19 protein-coding genes, 1 tRNA gene and 1 pseudogene are annotated in these 16,520 nt (G+C 72.3%); 11 read left to right on the forward strand and 10 right to left on the reverse strand.

What is annotated here, in order from left to right:
* Positions 1 to 4: 4 nt before the first annotated feature.
* Both ACH4MY_RS00630 and ACH4MY_RS00635 read left to right on the forward strand, forming a co-directional pair.
* On the forward strand, positions 5 to 328 hold the full coding sequence (locus tag ACH4MY_RS00630) for an antibiotic biosynthesis monooxygenase family protein (protein ID WP_397995500.1): 324 nt from the start codon (positions 5 to 7) through the stop codon (positions 326 to 328).
* A gap of 152 nt (positions 329 to 480) precedes the next feature.
* The gene (locus ACH4MY_RS00635) at positions 481 to 966 is read left to right on the forward strand and encodes a GNAT family N-acetyltransferase (protein ID WP_397995503.1); all 486 of its coding nucleotides are present in this window, start codon (positions 481 to 483) and stop codon (positions 964 to 966) included.
* 61 nt (positions 967 to 1,027) lie between these two features.
* Here the strand turns inward: ACH4MY_RS00635 and ACH4MY_RS00640 are convergent, their stop codons facing one another.
* Both ACH4MY_RS00640 and ACH4MY_RS00645 read right to left on the reverse strand, forming a co-directional pair.
* Positions 1,028 to 1,837: a hypothetical protein gene (locus ACH4MY_RS00640; RefSeq protein ID WP_397995506.1), complete on the reverse strand. Its 810-nt coding sequence runs from the start codon at positions 1,835 to 1,837 to the stop codon at positions 1,028 to 1,030.
* A gap of 112 nt (positions 1,838 to 1,949) precedes the next feature.
* Entirely contained in the window at positions 1,950 to 4,022 is a 2,073-nt protein-coding gene (locus ACH4MY_RS00645; protein WP_397995509.1) for a DHA2 family efflux MFS transporter permease subunit, read from the reverse strand.
* A 285-nt stretch (positions 4,023 to 4,307) separates the two neighbouring features.
* Here ACH4MY_RS00645 and ACH4MY_RS00650 point away from each other — a divergent pair, with 285 nt between their 5' ends.
* Together ACH4MY_RS00650 and ACH4MY_RS00655 are read left to right on the forward strand one after the other, a co-directional pair.
* The gene (locus ACH4MY_RS00650; protein ID WP_397995512.1) at positions 4,308 to 5,363 is read left to right on the forward strand and encodes a peptidoglycan-binding protein; all 1,056 of its coding nucleotides are present in this window, start codon (positions 4,308 to 4,310) and stop codon (positions 5,361 to 5,363) included.
* A gap of 311 nt (positions 5,364 to 5,674) precedes the next feature.
* On the forward strand, positions 5,675 to 6,343 hold the full coding sequence (locus tag ACH4MY_RS00655; protein WP_397995515.1) for an HAD-IA family hydrolase: 669 nt from the start codon (positions 5,675 to 5,677) through the stop codon (positions 6,341 to 6,343).
* Between the two features lie 212 nt (positions 6,344 to 6,555).
* On the opposite strand, the pseudogene ACH4MY_RS00660 reads toward ACH4MY_RS00655, so the two are convergent.
* Positions 6,556 to 7,308: pseudogene (locus tag ACH4MY_RS00660) on the reverse strand (ABC transporter permease); the annotation flags it as partial.
* A gap of 198 nt (positions 7,309 to 7,506) precedes the next feature.
* Between ACH4MY_RS00660 and ACH4MY_RS00665 the strand changes: the two are divergent.
* From ACH4MY_RS00665 to ACH4MY_RS00675, 3 genes are all read left to right on the forward strand, one after another.
* Positions 7,507 to 8,157: an HNH endonuclease family protein gene (locus ACH4MY_RS00665; RefSeq protein WP_397995518.1), complete on the forward strand. Its 651-nt coding sequence runs from the start codon at positions 7,507 to 7,509 to the stop codon at positions 8,155 to 8,157.
* 185 nt (positions 8,158 to 8,342) lie between these two features.
* A complete protein-coding gene (locus tag ACH4MY_RS00670) occupies positions 8,343 to 8,876 on the forward strand; it encodes a DoxX family protein (protein WP_397995520.1) in 534 nt (177 codons plus the stop codon).
* Between the two features lie 305 nt (positions 8,877 to 9,181).
* On the forward strand, positions 9,182 to 9,811 hold the full coding sequence (locus ACH4MY_RS00675) for a DedA family protein (protein ID WP_397995523.1): 630 nt from the start codon (positions 9,182 to 9,184) through the stop codon (positions 9,809 to 9,811).
* On the opposite strand, the gene ACH4MY_RS00680 is transcribed toward ACH4MY_RS00675, so the two are convergent.
* A complete protein-coding gene (locus ACH4MY_RS00680) occupies positions 9,771 to 10,031 on the reverse strand; it encodes a DUF2277 domain-containing protein (protein ID WP_397995526.1) in 261 nt (86 codons plus the stop codon). The two genes, ACH4MY_RS00675 and ACH4MY_RS00680, sit on opposite strands and share 41 nt — an antisense overlap.
* A 197-nt stretch (positions 10,032 to 10,228) precedes the next feature.
* Positions 10,229 to 10,450, reverse strand: coding sequence for a hypothetical protein (locus tag ACH4MY_RS00685; protein ID WP_397995529.1), 222 nt, complete (start codon positions 10,448 to 10,450; stop codon positions 10,229 to 10,231).
* A 188-nt stretch (positions 10,451 to 10,638) separates the two neighbouring features.
* Here ACH4MY_RS00685 and ACH4MY_RS00690 point away from each other — a divergent pair, with 188 nt between their 5' ends.
* Positions 10,639 to 11,397, forward strand: coding sequence for a GntR family transcriptional regulator (locus ACH4MY_RS00690; protein WP_397995532.1), 759 nt, complete (start codon positions 10,639 to 10,641; stop codon positions 11,395 to 11,397).
* Here ACH4MY_RS00690 and ACH4MY_RS00695 read toward each other — a convergent pair.
* Positions 11,339 to 12,145: an MBL fold metallo-hydrolase gene (locus ACH4MY_RS00695; protein ID WP_397995535.1), complete on the reverse strand. Its 807-nt coding sequence runs from the start codon at positions 12,143 to 12,145 to the stop codon at positions 11,339 to 11,341. The genes ACH4MY_RS00690 and ACH4MY_RS00695 overlap by 59 nt on opposite strands.
* Before the next feature lie 126 nt (positions 12,146 to 12,271).
* On the opposite strand from ACH4MY_RS00695, the gene ACH4MY_RS00700 reads away from it, so the two are divergent.
* A complete protein-coding gene (locus ACH4MY_RS00700; RefSeq protein WP_397995538.1) occupies positions 12,272 to 12,721 on the forward strand; it encodes a lamin tail domain-containing protein in 450 nt (149 codons plus the stop codon).
* 72 nt (positions 12,722 to 12,793) lie between these two features.
* On the opposite strand, the gene ACH4MY_RS00705 is transcribed toward ACH4MY_RS00700, so the two are convergent.
* Positions 12,794 to 13,534 carry a DUF4231 domain-containing protein gene (locus tag ACH4MY_RS00705; RefSeq protein ID WP_397995541.1) on the reverse strand — a complete coding sequence of 247 codons (741 nt, stop codon included), beginning with the start codon at positions 13,532 to 13,534 and terminating at the stop codon, positions 12,794 to 12,796.
* Positions 13,535 to 13,649: 115 nt separating this feature from the next.
* On the opposite strand from ACH4MY_RS00705, the gene ACH4MY_RS00710 reads away from it, so the two are divergent.
* Positions 13,650 to 13,772 (forward strand): hypothetical protein, encoded by a 123-nt coding sequence (locus ACH4MY_RS00710; protein WP_397995544.1) that lies wholly within the window; start codon positions 13,650 to 13,652, stop codon positions 13,770 to 13,772.
* A gap of 58 nt (positions 13,773 to 13,830) precedes the next feature.
* On the opposite strand, the gene ACH4MY_RS00715 is transcribed toward ACH4MY_RS00710, so the two are convergent.
* From ACH4MY_RS00715 to ACH4MY_RS00725, 3 genes are all read right to left on the reverse strand, one after another.
* Positions 13,831 to 14,538: a hypothetical protein gene (locus ACH4MY_RS00715; RefSeq protein WP_397995548.1), complete on the reverse strand. Its 708-nt coding sequence runs from the start codon at positions 14,536 to 14,538 to the stop codon at positions 13,831 to 13,833.
* Positions 14,539 to 14,771: 233 nt separating this feature from the next.
* Positions 14,772 to 15,356 (reverse strand): SMI1/KNR4 family protein, encoded by a 585-nt coding sequence (locus ACH4MY_RS00720; protein WP_397995551.1) that lies wholly within the window; start codon positions 15,354 to 15,356, stop codon positions 14,772 to 14,774.
* 41 nt (positions 15,357 to 15,397) lie between these two features.
* Positions 15,398 to 15,472: transfer RNA gene (locus ACH4MY_RS00725), tRNA-Val, on the reverse strand.
* A 205-nt stretch (positions 15,473 to 15,677) separates the two neighbouring features.
* On the opposite strand from ACH4MY_RS00725, the gene ACH4MY_RS00730 reads away from it, so the two are divergent.
* Positions 15,678 to 16,448: a DUF4097 family beta strand repeat-containing protein gene (locus tag ACH4MY_RS00730; protein WP_397995553.1), complete on the forward strand. Its 771-nt coding sequence runs from the start codon at positions 15,678 to 15,680 to the stop codon at positions 16,446 to 16,448.
* The last annotated feature ends 72 nt before the right edge of the window (positions 16,449 to 16,520 follow it).

Here is a 16,520-nt window from a genome sequence, read left to right on the forward strand (position 1 = left end):
TTTCATGAGCATCGTGAAGATCAACGTCCTGACCGTGCCGGCCGAGCAGCGCGAGGTCCTGGAGCAGCGATTCGCCTCCCGCGCCGGGTCCGTGGAAGGCTCCGACGGCTTCGAGTGGTTCGAGCTGCTGCGTCCCGTCGAGGGCACCGACCAGTACCTGGTGTACACCCGCTGGCGCAGCGAGGAAGACTTCCAGGCGTGGATGAACGGTTCCATGAAGGCCGCCCACGGGGGCGGCGGCGAGGGTGCCGAGCGGCCGAAGCCCGCCGCCTCCGGCTCCACCCTCTGGTCCTTCGAGGTCGTCCAGCAGGCGTCCCCGAAGAACTGACCTCCTCGTCGGACGAGCGAGACCGGGCCGGGCCCCGGGCCGTACGGACAGAGCCGGCCCGGGGCCCGGGCCGTACGCGCGGAACCCCGCCGGCGCGGCCCACCGCCGCGCGCCCGAAACCCGGCTGCGTCCCGGGCCGTGCGCGCCGCACAATGGCGCGCATGACCTGGACCTTCTCCCCCGAGCGCGTCGACACCCGGGACGCCGCCGCCCTGCGCCGCGACTACTACGACGACGTCGCGAGCCGCTACTGGAAGCGCCCCGCGACGAAGACGGAGATCGACGAGGGCCTGGCCGACGACGGGGTCGAACTGCTGGCCCCGCCCACCGGTCAGTTCCTGGTCGCGCGGTACGAGGGCAGGGCGGCGGGCTGCGGCGGGGTGCTCCTCCTCGACGGGGACCGCGCCGAGCTGACCCGGGTCTTCCTGCGCCACGCCTTCCGGGGCCTGGGCGGAGCCGGGTCCCTGCTCACCGAGCTGGAACACGCGGCCCGCGGGCTCGGCTCCCGCCGCATGGTCCTGAACACCCGCCTCGACCTGATCGAGGCCCGCACCCTCTACACACGCCACGGCTACGAGGAGATCCCGGCGTACTGCACGGGCCCGTACATGGACATCTGGTACGGCAAGGACCTCTGACGCGGGCCCTGCCCGTCCCTTGATCCGGCCCGGGCGGCACGGCACCGCCCGGGGGTGCCGGTCAGTGGCTCCAGACGACGACGTCGAAGACGCCTCGGGTGTCGGAGGACTGGGCGTTCAGTTCCTTGACGGTCAGTCGGGCGACGCGGCCGTCGTTCGTGGAGGCGCAGAGGACCATGCCGGTCTTCACCTTGATTTCCCCGGAGGTGCCCAGGGTCTCGATGACGCCGGCGCAGTCCGCGTACGAGGGGGCCTTCGCCGTGTCCTTCCACACCAGCGCCTTGGCTCCTCCCTCGGGCCGCAGCATGATGCTGCCGAACGGGTAGATGGAGAAGTCGTTCTCCTCCCTGATCTCGGACTCCACGGGCGGTGCGGAGTCCAGGTCCTTGGAGTCCGTGAACGTGATCGCCAGGGCGCCCTGCCACTCGATCGTGCCGGCCGGCTTCCCTGCGGGGCTCCGGGGCGCCTGCGGCTCCGGGGACCGCGTGGAGTCCGTGCCCGGCGTGGCCGTGCTCTGCGCGGAGTCGGTGCCCCGCGAGGAGTCCGCCGGAGCGTCGTCACCGCCCCCGGCCTCCGTGGCGGAGGGCGTGGCCGAGGTCACCGGGGTCTGTGCCTGCGGCGGTGCGGCGTTGTTGCCGCTCACCATGTACGTACCGACGACGCCGATCACCGCCGCGACCATCGTGGCGCCCGCGCCGATCCAGGCTCCTCGGTGCGAGCTCGTCCGCACCTGGACCACCGGGGCGGTCGGGGCGGGTGCGCCGTATCCACCGCCGTACCCGTCGTATCCGTCGTACCCGCCCCGCCCCTGACCGGCCGGCGGGTACGCCGGAGGCGTCGGCCGGCCCTGGCGTGGCTCTTCGCTGTTCATCCTGCCCATTCCCCCTGTGATGCGATCTTGGAGGGGACAGCGTACTGAGCAGTTCTGAGTGATTGTCATACCGGGCGTGTGGTAGCCGAGTTACCCCCGCCCCGCCCTCCCGCTAGATCTGGTGGCCTCGGGGCGGCTCCGGGTCCTGGGGCCGCTCCGCGTCCGAGCCGCTCAGTTCGGCCGTGAGTTCCTCCACCAGTTTCACCAGGTCGGTGGGCCGGTCCGGCCCCCACCAGTCGCCGAGCAGCTCGGCGAGCGATTCCTCGCGGGCCTCGGCGAGCCGTGTCGCCACGTGTACGCCCTCCTCGGTGAGGATCAGCTGCGCTCCCTCCCGGGTGGCGAGCTGCCGTTCCTCCACCTGCCGGGCGGCTTCCGTGATCACCCGCAGCGGTACGGGCACGGTCTCGGCGAGCCGGACCGGTTCGACGGTGCCGTGGCGGCGGACGCGCAGCAGCAGCCAGCTCGCGGCGGGCAGCAGGTCCAACCCGGCGCGGGCGGTGATCTTCACATAGACCGCCCTGCGGCCCTCGCGGGAGCCGAGGAGGGACAGGGCGCGGGCGCATTCCTCGTACGAGGAGCGTTCGACCGGGTTGGAGGCGAGCGTCTGGCTGGTGTCGGGCGCGGTGACCGAACCCCGCAGCTTGTCCTCCTTGAGGAACCAGGCGACGACGAAGGCGACGAGGACGACGGGGGCCGCGTACAGGAAGACGTCGGTGATGGACGTGGCGTAGGCGTGCAGGACGGAGGGGCGCAGCTCGGCCGGGAGTGCGGCGACGGTGCGCGGGTCGGCGGCGACCTGCTCGGCGCCGACGCCGGGCGGGAGCTCCTGGCCCGCTGCGGCCGCTCCCGCGAACACCTCGTCGAGTTTGTGGGTGAGCCGGCTGGTGAAGATCGTGCCGAAGACGGCGACACCGAAGGAGGCCCCGATGGAGCGGAAGAAGGTGGCTCCGGAGGTGGCGACGCCGAGGTCCTCGTACGGGACGGCGTTCTGCACGACCAGGACGAGGACCTGCATGACCAGACCGAGTCCGGCGCCGAAGACGAAGAAGTAGACGCTCATCTCCCAGGTGGGGCTGGTCTCCGTCAGCTGGTGGAGCAGCAGCAGGCCGAGGGCGGTGAGGGCCGTGCCGGCGATCGGGAAGACCTTCCAGCGGCCGGTGCGGGAGACGATCTGTCCGGAGACCGTCGAGGAGATCAGCAGGCCCGCGACCATGGGCAGCATGTGCACGCCGGACATGGTCGGGGTGACGCCCTGCACGACCTGGAGGAAGGTCGGCAGATAGGTCATCGCGCCGAACATCGCGAAGCCCACGACGAAGCTGATGACCGCGACCAGGCTGAACGTCCGGATCCTGAACAGCGCGAGCGGCAGGACGGGTTCGACGGCCCGCCGCTCGACGTACACGAACCAGACGAGGAGGACGACCCCGAGGACGGCGAGGCCGATGATCTGCGGCGAACCCCACGCCCACGTCGTGCCGCCGAGGGAGGCCACGAGGACCAGACAGGTGGCGACCGAGGCGATGAGGAAGGTGCCGAGGTAGTCGATGGTGTGCCGGGTGGAGCGCACCGGGATGTGGAGCACGGCGGCGATCACGAACAGGGCGACGACGCCGATCGGCAGGTTGATGTAGAAGACCCAGCGCCAGGAGAGGTGCTGGGTGAAGAGCCCGCCGAGCAGCGGTCCGAGGACGCTGGTGGCGCCGAAGACGGCGCCGAAGAGGCCCTGGTACTTGCCGCGTTCCCGGGGGGACACCAGGTCGCCGACGATCGCCATCGACAGGACCATGAGTCCGCCGCCGCCGAGGCCCTGGACCGCGCGGAAGGCGATGAGCTGCGGCATGTTCTGGGAGATGCCGCAGAGGGCGGAGCCGATCAGGAAGAGGACGATCGCCGCCTGGAAGAGTTTCTTCCGCCCGTACTGGTCGCCCAGCTTGCCCCACAGCGGGGTGGCCGCCGTGGACGCCAGCATGTAGGCGGTGACCACCCAGGACAGGTGCTCCATGCCGCCGAGCTCGCTGACGATGGTCGGCAAGGCGGTGGAGACGATGGTCTGGTCGAGGGCCGCGAGCAGCATGCCGAGCAGCAGCGCGCCGATCGCGACGAGGACGGTGCGGTGGCTCTGGCCCTCCCCGGGCGCGGGGGCGGCGCCGCCGGGCGGGGAGGGGCTGACTTCCTGGGCCATGGGCGACTCCTCGGGGCGTCTCGTCGGGCGTCCCGCCGGACGGCCCAGGGGGGCGGGCCCCTCCATCCTGGTCCGAATGTCCGGTTATGGCCTGCGGAAGGGCACGGCTGTTCGCCCACCCGAAGGGGGTGGGCTGCATAATCGCTCGCAGTTGTCTCGGGGAGGGGACCCATCATGACCGGACATGCCTGTCCTGAATGCGGTGTACAAAGACCTGGCTGCGCCTGCACCCGGGCGGAGATAGCGGCGGCCGAGGACTTCGATCCGCTGCGGATCAGGCCGTACGTGACGCTGGACGCGACGGGGGACGCGGACGGCCTCGCGCCGGGCTCGTACGGGGCGGGGGGAACGGGCTCGTACGGGGCGGGAGCGACGGGCTCGTACGGGGCGGACGATCCGCCGACGGCTCAGCTGGCGGCGATCCGGCCGGACGGGCGTCCGGGCGACGCCACCGCCGGCCCTGGGGGCGGGGCCGGAGCCGGAGTCGGAGTCGGAGTCGGAGTCGGGTCAGGGTCCGGGTCAGGGGCCAGGGCCGAGGCCGGGGCGGGGACCGAAGCCGGGATGTACGCGGCGGAGTCGTATCCGGGTGAGTTCCACCCCGGGGGCGACCCGTCCGAGACCATGCCGCTGCTGCTCCGCGGCGTCGGCGACATCCCCCCGCCGCCGGGCCACGAGCGCGGGCAGGGGCGGGGCCGGGGCCGCAGGCGGGGCATGGTGGTCGCGGCCGTCGCCGCCGTCGCCGTGGCGGGCACCGCGGCCCTGGCGGCTGCCGTACTCGGCGGCGGGGACGACTCCGACGACCGGGCGGCCGTACCCGAGGTGACGACGAGCGCGTCCCTGAACCTCGCCGTCTCGGAGGCGCCGTCCCCCTCGTCGGAGAACCCGGAGCCGACCTCGTCGTCGCCCACCCCGCGCGAGACCGCCACGTCCGCGTCCCCGTCGCCCACTCCCTCCGCGACCGGCACGACCGCGTCGCCGAGCGCCTCGGCGAGCACGACCGGAACGTCGGCGCCCGCGGCCGACCCCTCCGCCTCGTCGTCGACGGCCGCGCCGACGACCGCTCCGCCGGCCACGAAGACACCCCCGGCCGAGTCCCCGGAGGAGGGCGTGGACGCGGGGGTCACCCTGAGTCTGGGCTCCTCCGGGCACGAGGTGCGGGAGCTCCAGCGGCGACTCGCCGCGGTGTGGGTCTACGACGGCCGCATCGACGGGCGGTACGACGAGGAGGTCCGGGACGCGGTGGCCCTCTACCAGTCGTGGCGGTACATCCCCGGCGATCCGGTGGGCGTCTACGGCCCCGACACGCGTCGGATCCTGGAGGAGAACACTCCCGACATCTGAGCCGTGGGCGACCCCGCCCAGGCCCCGCCAAGGCCCCGCCAAGGCCCCGTCAAGGCCCCACCCGGTCCCCGTCCGGGTTCCGCCCAGGCGCCGCCCAGGTACCGCCCAGGTACCGCCCGGGTACCGCCAAGGTCCCCTTCCAGGTCCCGCCAAGGTCCCCTTCCAGGTCCCGCCCGGGTTCCGGCATGCGGACCGGTTGGCCAAGACGGCCCTCGGTTTTGTATCGTAGAAAAACAAAGTGGCCCCGCCCGCAATCCCTGACCGGTGGGCGGGACCGCTTCGTTCTCCGCGCCACCCTCTCTGGAGACCCGATGCCTGCCACCACCCCGGCAACGCTCACCGCCCGCGCCCTCCTTCTCGACATGGACGGCACCCTCGTCAACTCGGACGCCGTCGTCGAGCGCTGCTGGCGACGCTGGGCGGAACGGCAGGGCCTCGACGGGGACGCCGTCCTCAAGGTGGTCCACGGCCGCCAGGGGTACGCGACGATGGCCGTCCTCCTCCCGGACCGCCCGATGGACGAGAACTACGCCGACAACCGGGTCATGCTCGCCGAGGAGACCGCGGACCTCGACGGCGTCGTGCCCGTCCCCGGCGCCCCCGCCTTCATGGCCGCCCTCGCGAATCTGCCGCACGCCCTGGTGACCTCGGCCGACGAGGCGCTCGCGCAGGCCCGGATGGGTGCGGCGGCGCTCCCCGTGCCGGAGACCCGGGTCACCGCCGAGGGAGTCAGCGCCAGCAAGCCGGACCCCGAGGGCTTCCTCAAGGGCGCGGCCGAGCTGGGCTTCGAGCCGGCGGACTGCATCGTCTTCGAGGACTCCGAGGCCGGCATCCAGGCGGGCCGCGCGGCCGGCATGCGGATCGTGGGCGTGGGCCCGCGCGCGGCGGCCTTCGCACCGGACGTCCACATCGCCGATCTGACCCGTCTGCGGGTCGAGCCCGCGGCCGACGGCTCGATCACGCTGACCGTCCTCCCGTAGGACCCCGGACGCCGGGACCCCGGACTTCACCACGGCGAGACCCCGGACCGGATACGGCCCGGGGTCTCGCCGTACCCGCACCCGGGGGTCTCGCCGTACCCGCGCCGGGAGATCCCCTGCACCCGCTCCCCGAAGCCTGACCGCACCCGCACCCGCACCCGGGATAGCCCCGCACCCGGGCCCGCCGCCGGCCCCTCACCCTCGGCGTCCCCCCCTCCCCCCACCCGCGGCCGGACGATCCTGCCCAGTGCCACCAGTTCCAGGGTGGCCGCCGCGGCCACCGCCTGGACCATGAGCAGGGCGATGAGCACGAAGAGCTGAACGGCCCCGGCGTGCAGGGGTGACGCGCCCCCGAGCAGCATGCCCACGAAGGCCCCCGGCAGCGTGACGAGCCCGACCGTGCGCGTCTGGTCCATGCCGGGGAGCAGCGCGTCGGCCGCCGCCGGCCGTGCCACTTCGAGCCGGGCGTCGCGCTCGACGAGCCCGATCGCGAGCCCCGCCTCCACCTCGCCCCGGCGCGTCTCCAGCTCGTCGAGGGCGCGCCGCCCGGCGAGGACGGTGGCGGTGAGCGCGCCGCCGACCAGGATGCCGGTCACGGGGACGAGCGTGACGCCCTTCACCGGTACGAGGCCGGTGAGGACGAGCGCGAGCACGACCGGCGCCACGGCGGCGGCGATCGGCACGCCCGCCCACCACCAGCCGCGCCCCGGGGCCGGGACGACCCGGCGCCCGGCCGTGCGTACCGCCACCGCGTACATGAGGAGCAGGAAGCAGAGCAGCAGCGGTACGGAGCGCACCACCCACCCGATGACGAGCGAGACCGCGACGAGCTGGACGGCGGCGCGGGCGCCGGCGAGCAGCGTGTCGCGGGCCCGGCCCAGGCGGGTGACGGCGACGACGCCCGCGGCGAGGGCGAGGAGCACGGCGAGGACCGCCCCGAAAGTGACGTCCACTTCGAGAAGCACGCGCCAACCCTAGGACGCCGGGCGGAACCTGGCGCTCCATCAGGTGTGTCACACCCCTTGATGTGACGTGCTCATGTCGCCACCCTGTTACCTGGCGCACCCCCCACCGAAACCTGGTGCCGCCACGATGACCGGGCCGTCGCCCGGCACCCCACGGGGACGGCACCCGCCAAGGTCCCCCCACTCAAGGGAGTTCCCATGCCCCTCGGCAACGTCTACGCGCGTCGACTCGCTGTGCTCGCCACCTCCGCCACCCTCACCGTCACCGGCCTCCTCGCCACCGCCCCGGCCGCCCAGGCCGCCATGCCCACCCCGGTCAGCGCCGCCACCGCCCGCACCTACCTGGCCGCGCTCACCGTGAAGGCGGAAGGTTCCTCCTCGGGCTACAGCCGGGACCTCTTCCCGCACTGGATCACCCAGTCCGGCGCCTGCAACACCCGCGAGACCGTCCTCAAGCGCGACGGCGTGAACGTCGTCACGGACTCCAGCTGTGCCGCGACCAGCGGCAGCTGGTACTCGGAGTACGACGGCGCCACCTGGACCGTCGCCTCCGACCTCGACATCGACCACATGGTCCCGCTCGCCGAGGCCTGGCGTTCGGGCGCGAACGCGTGGACCACCTCGCAGCGCCAGTCCTTCGCGAACGACCTGACCCGGCCGCAGCTGATAGCCGTGACGGACAACGTCAACCAGTCGAAGGGCGACCAGGACCCCGCCACGTGGCTGCCCTCGCGGACCGCGTACCGCTGCACGTACGCCCGCGCGTGGGTGCACGTGAAGTACTACTGGAACCTCAGCGTCGACTCCGCCGAGAAGAGCGCCCTCCAGTCCGTGCTCAACGGCTGCTGAGGACTCCACCACTGACATCACGTCAACAACGGCCACCGGGAAGTGAACCTCACCACACACTTCCCGGTGGCCAAATGTTGAACTTGCAAGCACTAGTGAGGGGTGCCTAACCTTGCGGCCTCATCGGTTTCCGTCCCCACTCCCCGTCCACCCCACGGACGGGGCCAGGCCGAAGGAGTCCCCCCATGAACACCCCGAACCATCAGCACGATCCGAGCGGTACGAGCGGCCCCGGCGGCGCGAGCGTTTTCACGGGCCGCCTCAACCAGGCCCAGCCGTACGCGCTCGGTCTCTTCCGCATCGTCGTCGGCCTGCTCTTCGCCTGCCACGGCGCCGCCTCGCTCTTCGGCGTCCTCGGCGGCTCGATGGGCGGCGGCACGATCCCGGCCGGCACCTGGCCGGGCTGGTACGCGGCCGTGATCCAGCTCGGCGCCGGCGGCCTCGTCCTCGCAGGTCTGGGCACCCGGAGCGCCGCGTTCCTCGCCTCGGGCTCGATGGCGTACGCGTACTTCAAGGTCCACCAGCCGGAGTCCCTCTTCCCGCTGCAGAACGGCGGCGAGACCGCGGTCCTCTTCTGCTGGGCCTTCGCCCTGCTCGTGTTCACCGGCCCGGGCGCGCTGGCTCTCGACCGGCTCTTCGGGAGCCGGGTCGGCGCGGGCGCCACGACGCGCAGGACGAGCGAGGAACACGAGGAGAAGGGCGCGCCGGTCACGGCCTGAGCCGTGGCGCCGGCGAGCCGAGCCGACCGGGCCGTCCGAATCCCCCGGGCCGCCCCGTCACCTCGCTCGCCCCGGCCTCCTCGGGCGCCCAAGTCCCCCCGGGCGCCCGAGACGCCTCAGTCGCTTACAGGAAGGGGCCGGAGTGCGCAGCGCGCGTTCCGGCCCTTTCTCATCCCCCCAACCACCCGGAACCGGCCCCTCGCTCGTGCACTTTCCCGCAAAGTCGCACAGGTTCGCGCGGGGTCCGGCAGGCCCCGGCACCCACCCGGCGGGCGGCACCCCGCCCCCGCGTAGGCTCTGGCCCTGTGAATCTGCTCGACAGCCTGGGCTCGCTGCGGTCGCTCACCGCCGGTCCATGGATCTACCCGGTGGTGGCGACGTCGATCCTTCTCGACGTCTTCCTGCCCGTGCTGCCGAGCGGCTTCCTGGTCATCACCGCCGCCACCGCGGCGGCCTCCGCCACCGCGGCCACCCCCGACGTACCGTCCCTCCTGCTCCTGCTCCTCTGCGCGGCCACCGCCTCGGTGCTCGGCGACTTCCTCGCGTACCGAGTCGCGCTCCGGGGCGGCGCCAGGCTCGACCGGGCGATCGCCCGCTCGAAGCGCCTGTCCGTCGCGCAGGAACGTCTCGGCACCGCGCTGGTCCGCGGCGGCGGGCTGCTCGTGGTCCTCGCACGCTTCGCCCCGGCGGGCCGCTCCGTGGTCTCGATCGGCGCGGGCGCGGCGAAGCGGCGGATCGAGGAGTTCCTGCCGTGGTCGGCGCTGGCGGGCGTGACCTGGGCCTCGTACAGCGTGGGGCTCGGCTGGCTCGGCGGCCAGTGGCTGGGCGCGACCTGGTTCAGCGCGGGAGTGTCGACCCTCGCGCTCTTCCTGGCGGGCGGCCTCGCCGCCTACCTCATACGGCGTCCGGCTGCGGCTCCCGCTCCGGCCTCCTGACGGCGGGGTGCGCCCCGCGCACCTCCAGGCCGTCGAGAAGTCTCGCGGTGGCGTCGGCGATCTCGTCCACGGCCCGCTCGAAGACCTCGCGGTTGTGAGCGGCGGGGTGATGGAAGCCGGAGACCTTGCGGACGTACTGCAGGGCGGCGGCGCGGATGTCGTCCACGGTCGCCTCCTCGGGCAGCGCGGGCGGTCGGAGCGTCTTGATACTGCGGCACATGCCTCCAGTGTGGCGCGCACCACTGACAAGCGCCCGGACGCAGCCCGGGACCAGCCCTGATCCAGCCTGGATCTCACCCTGGTCCGGCCCTGGTCCGGCACTGGTCCAACCCTGGTCCAACCCTGATCCGGCCCGGATCCGGCCCTGATCCAGCCCTGGTCCGGCCCTGATCCGGCCCGGATCCCCCTCGCGGGGTCTCAGGACAGACCGCGCCGGCTTCGCGCGTTGATCTCGGCGGCGCGGGCCCGCAGCTCACGCAGGGGCGTGGCCGGCAGGACGTCGGCGGGCTCGGCCTCCCACTCGGCGCCACCGTGGACGGCCCGGATCCGAAGGCGCCCGGAGACGCTCTCCACATAGAAACCGACCCGCCCGGTGGCGGTGTCGCGGACGAGGTCACCGACCTCCGGCAATGGCTGCACGCATCCCCTCCGTCCCGGTTCCCGAATCCTGGGGAGAACCAGAGAAGCCCCCCGCCCCCTCCCTGTCAACGTATCTCTAGAGATGTCCCCCGATGGATGGATCGACCGGCCGGGACGGCGTACACGCGTGCACCCTGACCTCGGGGTGCGCCGTAGGGTGTCCCGCAAATGGAGGGAGTGGTCCACCCGTGACCGACCAGGACAGCGCTCGTCGGCCCAAGTACCAGCGCATCGCGGACGAGTTGAGAACCGCGATCCAGTCAGGCGCCTTCGCGCCGGGTGACCGGCTCCCCGGCGAGAACGACCTCATGACGACCTACGCCGTGGCCCGGATGACGGCCCGCCAGGCCCTCTCCGTGCTGCGCACCGAAGGTCTGGCCGAGGCCCGCAAGGGCGCCGGGGTCTTCGTCCGCGTCTTCCGGCCGCTGCGCCGCCGGGGCATCCCGCGGCTGTCCGGCGAGCAGTGGGGCAACGGACGTTCGGTGTGGTCGGCGGACGTGGAGGACCGGGACCTGGTCGTCGACCAGATCGAGGTGGGCGAGACGGAGGCCGGCGCACGGGTCGCGGGGGCGCTCAACCTGAGTCCGGGCGCACCCGTGTGCGTTCGCAGCCGCCGCTTCGTCCTGGACGCCAGGCCGGTGCTGCTCTCCGTCTCGTACCTCTCGGCGGAGCTGGTCCGGGGTACGCCGATCACCGAGCCGGACACGGGTCCGGGCGGGACCTACGCCCGGCTCACCGAGCTGGGCCACCGGCCGGTGCGGTTCCGTGAGGAGATCCGCTGCCGGATGCCGACGGCGGACGAGTCGGACCGGCTCGCCCTGGAGTTCGGGACGCCGGTGGTCCTCATCGGGCGTACGGCGTTCACGGAGCCGGGGACGGCGGTGGAGCTCAACGAGATGACGCTGGACTCGTCGTCGTACGTCCTGGAGTACGACTTCGACGCGTGACGTCGAACCGCAGTCCGGGATCGGCGTGGGCGACCTCCCCCGGGTACACGGCGGCGGCCAGCGTGACGGCCTCCTCGGGCGTCACCGCGGACCCCACATGGGTCAGGACGAGCCGCCCGGCACCGGCCTCGGCCGCACTCCCGCCGGCCTGCGCGGCCGAGTGGTGCCCGGCCACCTCGCCGTCCGCCTCGCACACGAAGAGATCGCAGCCCCGGGCGAGTTCGACGAGGGAGGGGCAGGGCTCGCAGTCGCCGGAGTAGACGAGCGAGCGCCCTTCCTCGTCCTCGACGCGCAGCGCGAAGGCGGGCAGACCGTGCTCGACGGCCCTCGACGTCAGGGTCAGCCCACCGATCCGGACGACATGCCCATCGTGCAACTCCTCGACGGCGAAGGCTCTTTCCACGGGGCTCCGCTCGGGTCCGTTGGTGAGGAACCCCGCGAGCCGGTCGGCGATGCCGGGAGGCCCGAACAGCGGCACCGGCACCCGAAGGTCGAGCCCCGCGTACAGGAGGGCGTAGTAGGCGGTGAGCAGGTCGGCGGAGTGGTCGGCGTGCAGATGGGAGATCCAGACGGCGTCCACGTCGCCGAGGGCGACGTACCGCTGGAGTTCGGCGAGGGTGCCGCTTCCGGCGTCGACCCAGAGGCGGACACCGCCGCCCTCGACGAGATAGCCGGAGCAGGCGTTGCCCGGCCGGGCGAAGGGGGTGGCCGAGCCGAGGACGGTGATCCGCAGGGGCACGTCGAACATGAGACAAGATTAAATTACCCCCGCGCCAACTCGCCGGAAGTTGTGCGGAAGAGGTGAAGGGCGTGCGTATTCTGTGTGCTCGTCGGGCCCCATCGGCGGGCGTCCGGCAGAAACTGAGGGACATTCATGCTTCGCGCACGCACGTTCGCGGCCGTGACCGCGGCCGCCGCCTCCGGCATACTCCTGCTGCCCACACAGGCGCAGGCCGCCGGCTCGGTCCACCTGTACAAGATCTACTACGACAGCCCCGGCTCGGACCTCCGCTCGAACGCGAGCCTCAACGGCGAGTACGTGCAGATCCGCAACACGACCGGCGCGGCGGTCAACCTGAAGGGCTGGACGCTGACGGACGCGGCGAACCACAAGTACACCTTCGGCAACTACGTCCTCGGCAAGGGCAAGATCGTGACGGTCCGCACGGGCCGCGGCACGAACACGGCCGCGAACGTCTACCAGAACCGCGGCGCGTACGTCTGGAACAACGACCGGGACACCGCGACGCTGAAGAAGTCGAACGGCACGCGGATCGACACCTGCTCGTACAACTCGACACGGGTCGACTACAAGTGGTGCTGATCGTTCCTCACGCCTGACGGGGGCGACGAACGAGGACTGCGGACGAGGGCCCCGGGTGATCCCGGGGCCCTCTCACGCCTTCCCCGACTCCCGCGAGACTCCGACCTCGCCCGAAGCTCCAGCCCCTCCTGGCTCGCCGGCCCCGCCCGAAGCTCCAGCGCTTCCTGGTTCGCCGGCCCCGCCCGAAGGTCCAGCCCCTCCCGGCTCGCCAGCCCCTCCCGACCCTCCGGCCCTTCCCGGCTCGCCGGCCCCGTCCGGCTCCCTCGACTCGGAGGAGGCGGCAGTCCTCGACTCGGGCTCGCGGGCGGCCGGGATCCCCTGCTGCTGCACATCGGCGCTGACCTGCCCGCCGAGCGTCATCACGTTCAGGGTCGCGGAGTTCTCGTTGGCGATGGCCTTCTCGACCCGGGCGACGAGCGTCGAGAACGCCTGCCGCTTCGGCAGGTTCTGGTACGGCCCGACCTTGGCCTCGAAGTACACGCGCTCGTGCCCGAGCAGCTGCTCGGTCGACCGGTAGTTCTTCCACTGCTCGCGGTACCGGTAGACGCTCTCCAGCGACACGGCGGCGACGACGACCACGCTCAGGACGGTCGCCGTGACCCGGGCGAAGACCAGATCCAGATTCACGAACACCGGCACCAGCGCCCCGCCGACGACGGAGACGGTCCGCATCCGCAGATGCATCGCCTTCATCCGGGTCGCCTTGACGTCGTACCACTCCTGGTACTGCGAGAGCCTCGTCTCGATGTACCGCTGCGGCGTCATCTCGCCACCCTGCGCCCCGGGTTCGGGCGCGTCCCCCACCTCAGCCATACGCCGAGTAGACCGGCCCCGTCAGGCCCCCGTCAACCCGTCACCCATTCCCCCACAGCCCACCGCAAGATGGGTTCAACTCACCGCGGCATCGCAGGATTCAAGGGAGGCTCCCGTGGCTCAGACCCGTGCCGCGTACCCGTCCGCCGTCAAGGCCGGCAGCCGCGAGACGGGCACGGTCACGTGGGTCACGGAGGCGAAGAGCGCCGGCGAGAGGAAGGCCGAAGTCATCAAGTGACGGACCGCCGGTGCGCCATGGCGCACCGGCCGGGGGACGGCGACGGGACACGGGAGGATCAGCCGGTACAGCCAGGGACCGGAACGAGCCCGCCGCAGTTGTTCGGACGGTTGCCGCGCACCGCGGAGCCGGTCAGCGTCACCGTGCCGTCGTCGTTGTGGACGCCGCCGCCGTCGATTCCCGCCGTGTTGTCACGCACCGTGGAAGCGTTCAGCCCCACGGTGCTGCCGATGTCGTTCCAGATACCGCCACCGTAGGCACCCGCCGTATTGCCGCTCACCGAGGAACCGGTCAGCGTCACCGTGCTGTTGAAGAAGTTGAAGACGCCGCCACCGGACCTCGCCGCCGTGTTGTCGCGCACCGTGGAGGCGGTCAGCGTCACCGTGGCGCCGAAGTTGTTGTAGATGCCGCCGCCGTCGCCGCCCGCGCCGTTGGTGAGGGTCAGCGTGTGCAGCCGTACCCGGACGTCCCCGCTCACGGTCACGACGGAACCGGCCTGGGCACCGTCGAGCACGGCGGCCCCGAGACCGATCAGGGTCAGGTCCTTCTCGACGACGAAGGGGCCGGTGCAGGTCCCGCTCACGAGGAGCGTCGCCCCGGGGACGGCACTGCCGACGGCGGCCCGAAGAGCCGCGGGATTCCCACGACAGTCCACCGGAGCGACCGAGCCGGCCACGGCCGGCGCCGCCCCGCCCAGTGCGACCGCCCCCGACGTCGCCACGAGCACCGTCGCCGACAGCACGGCAGAAGCAGATCCCTTGAGCATCCGGCCTCTCCTGTTCTCCGCGCGCGGCACGCCGAACACCCGGCCCCGCGGCAGCCCACGGGCCCGGGCCCGAAGCGCCCGCACCCGAAGGCAACCGATGCCCCGCCCACGCGGCAGACACGCCGAACCGACACCCCACACCCCCCGAACGGCCCGGAAGAATCCCCCGTGCGGCCGAGGGGCGGGCACGGCCGGAGGCCCGACCAGCGGCGAAACCCCCGGCGGACCGCCCCTCAGGCGTCCACGAACCAGGAGCGGCCCTGGGACCAGTGGGTCGCCCAGCCGGCGAACCCGGGCGTGCCGGGCATCAGGGCCTCGGGCGACTGGGGACCGAATGGCATCGCGCCCTCGCCGGCGATCTGCCAGACGTGACCCCGCTGCGGACCGGTGACGATCAAGTGCCAGTACATGCCGCAGCCGTCGGTGCCCAGCAGCAGCGAGCCGTGGTCGAACACGGGGTCCGTCCGGGCCTCGAACTCCTGCTCCGACAGCTCCGTCTCGTCCTCCTCCCACAGCCATGCCGCCGTGAGCGGGAAGGGCTCGGCAAGCAGCCGCTCGGGGCGGTGCGAGCCCCAGTCCGAGGGCGTCTGGGCGAGGGGCAGCAGACCGTAGTACGGCGGTCCGGCACGCAGTCCGTCGCAGATCTCCGCCACGAACGTCCGGTACGGCTCCGGAAGCACGACACCGTGCTCCGCCTCGAAGGACCACACCGCCCCCCAACCGGCCGGCGGCACGGCCCCGGGACGGGACGCGAAGATCTCGCGAAGGACGGCCAGCTCACCCGAGTCACAGGTTTCCGTGTTCATGCCGGCCATCATGCAAGAGACCCCTCGCCATGACCGGCGAGGGGCCTGTGCACTGGTGGGCGCGGACGGTTTCGAACCGCCGACATCTGCTTTGTAAGAGCAGCGCTCTACCCCTGAGCTACGCACCCGTGGAAGAGGAAACAGCCTACATGGCGCACCGGTGGGTGCCGCAAACCGATACCCCGGTGGGGAGGGGGCTTCGGTCCGGACCGGTACCCCGGTGGGGGGGGTAGCCCCACCCCCGGGACGGTGGGTCGCCGGATCGTGACGTGGGGTGGTGGGGGCCTACCTTCGGAGCACTGTCCGCGTTGTTTCTGGTGGGGGTTCCACGTCATGGCTGCCGTAGGTCGTCCGTCCCGAGTGCTGCTCGCCTCCGCCGGGGTTCTGCTCGCCTCGTTCGCACTCGCCGGGTGCGGTGGGGCCGATGTCGAGGAGGCTCCCGTCGAGCGGAAGTCGTTCGCGTTCGGCGGGGACGCGCTCACCGTCGACTCCGACGACTCCGAGCTGGTGATCACTCCCGCCGACATCGACGAGGTGCGCGTCGAGCGGCAGGTCGACGGGTGGGTGTTCATGGGGTCGGGGCCCGATGCCAGCTGGAAGCTGGTCGACGGGCGGCTCACCCTGCGGGTGGACTGTGACGGTGTCGCCGCCAGTTGCCAGGCCGTCCACCGGATCCAGGTCCCCCGGAACGTCGCCGTCACCGTCGAGGACGACAACGGGGGCGTGCGGGCCGAGGGCTTCGCCACCCCGCTGAAGGTGCGTTCCGACAACGGGGACGTACGGGTGCGCAAGAGCGGCGGCCCGCTGGACCTCGGCACCGACAACGGCGATGTCGTCGTCGAGGGCGGGGCCACCGCGCCCGAGGTCCGCGTCCGGTCCGACAACGGCGACGTACGGGTCGCCCTCGGCCAGGCTCCCCGCAGCGTCGACGTCGTCACCGACAACGGCGATGTGACCGTCTCCGTCCCCTCCGCCGAGTACGAGGTGACCGGAGCCAGCGACAACGGTGACGTCCGGATCGACGTCCCCCGCCGCGACAGGAGCGGCCACTCCGTGAGCGTCCGCAGTGACAACGGAGACGTCTCCGTCCTCACCGCGAACTGATCGGCCCGTGTGTTCGTCCTTACCGGGTGGGAGAATGAACCGGACCGGGCACGGCGGACACAGCACGGGAGA

This window comes from Streptomyces sp. NPDC017246, from assembly GCF_044331325.1.
Classification (GTDB): Bacteria; Actinomycetota; Actinomycetes; order Streptomycetales; family Streptomycetaceae; genus Streptomyces.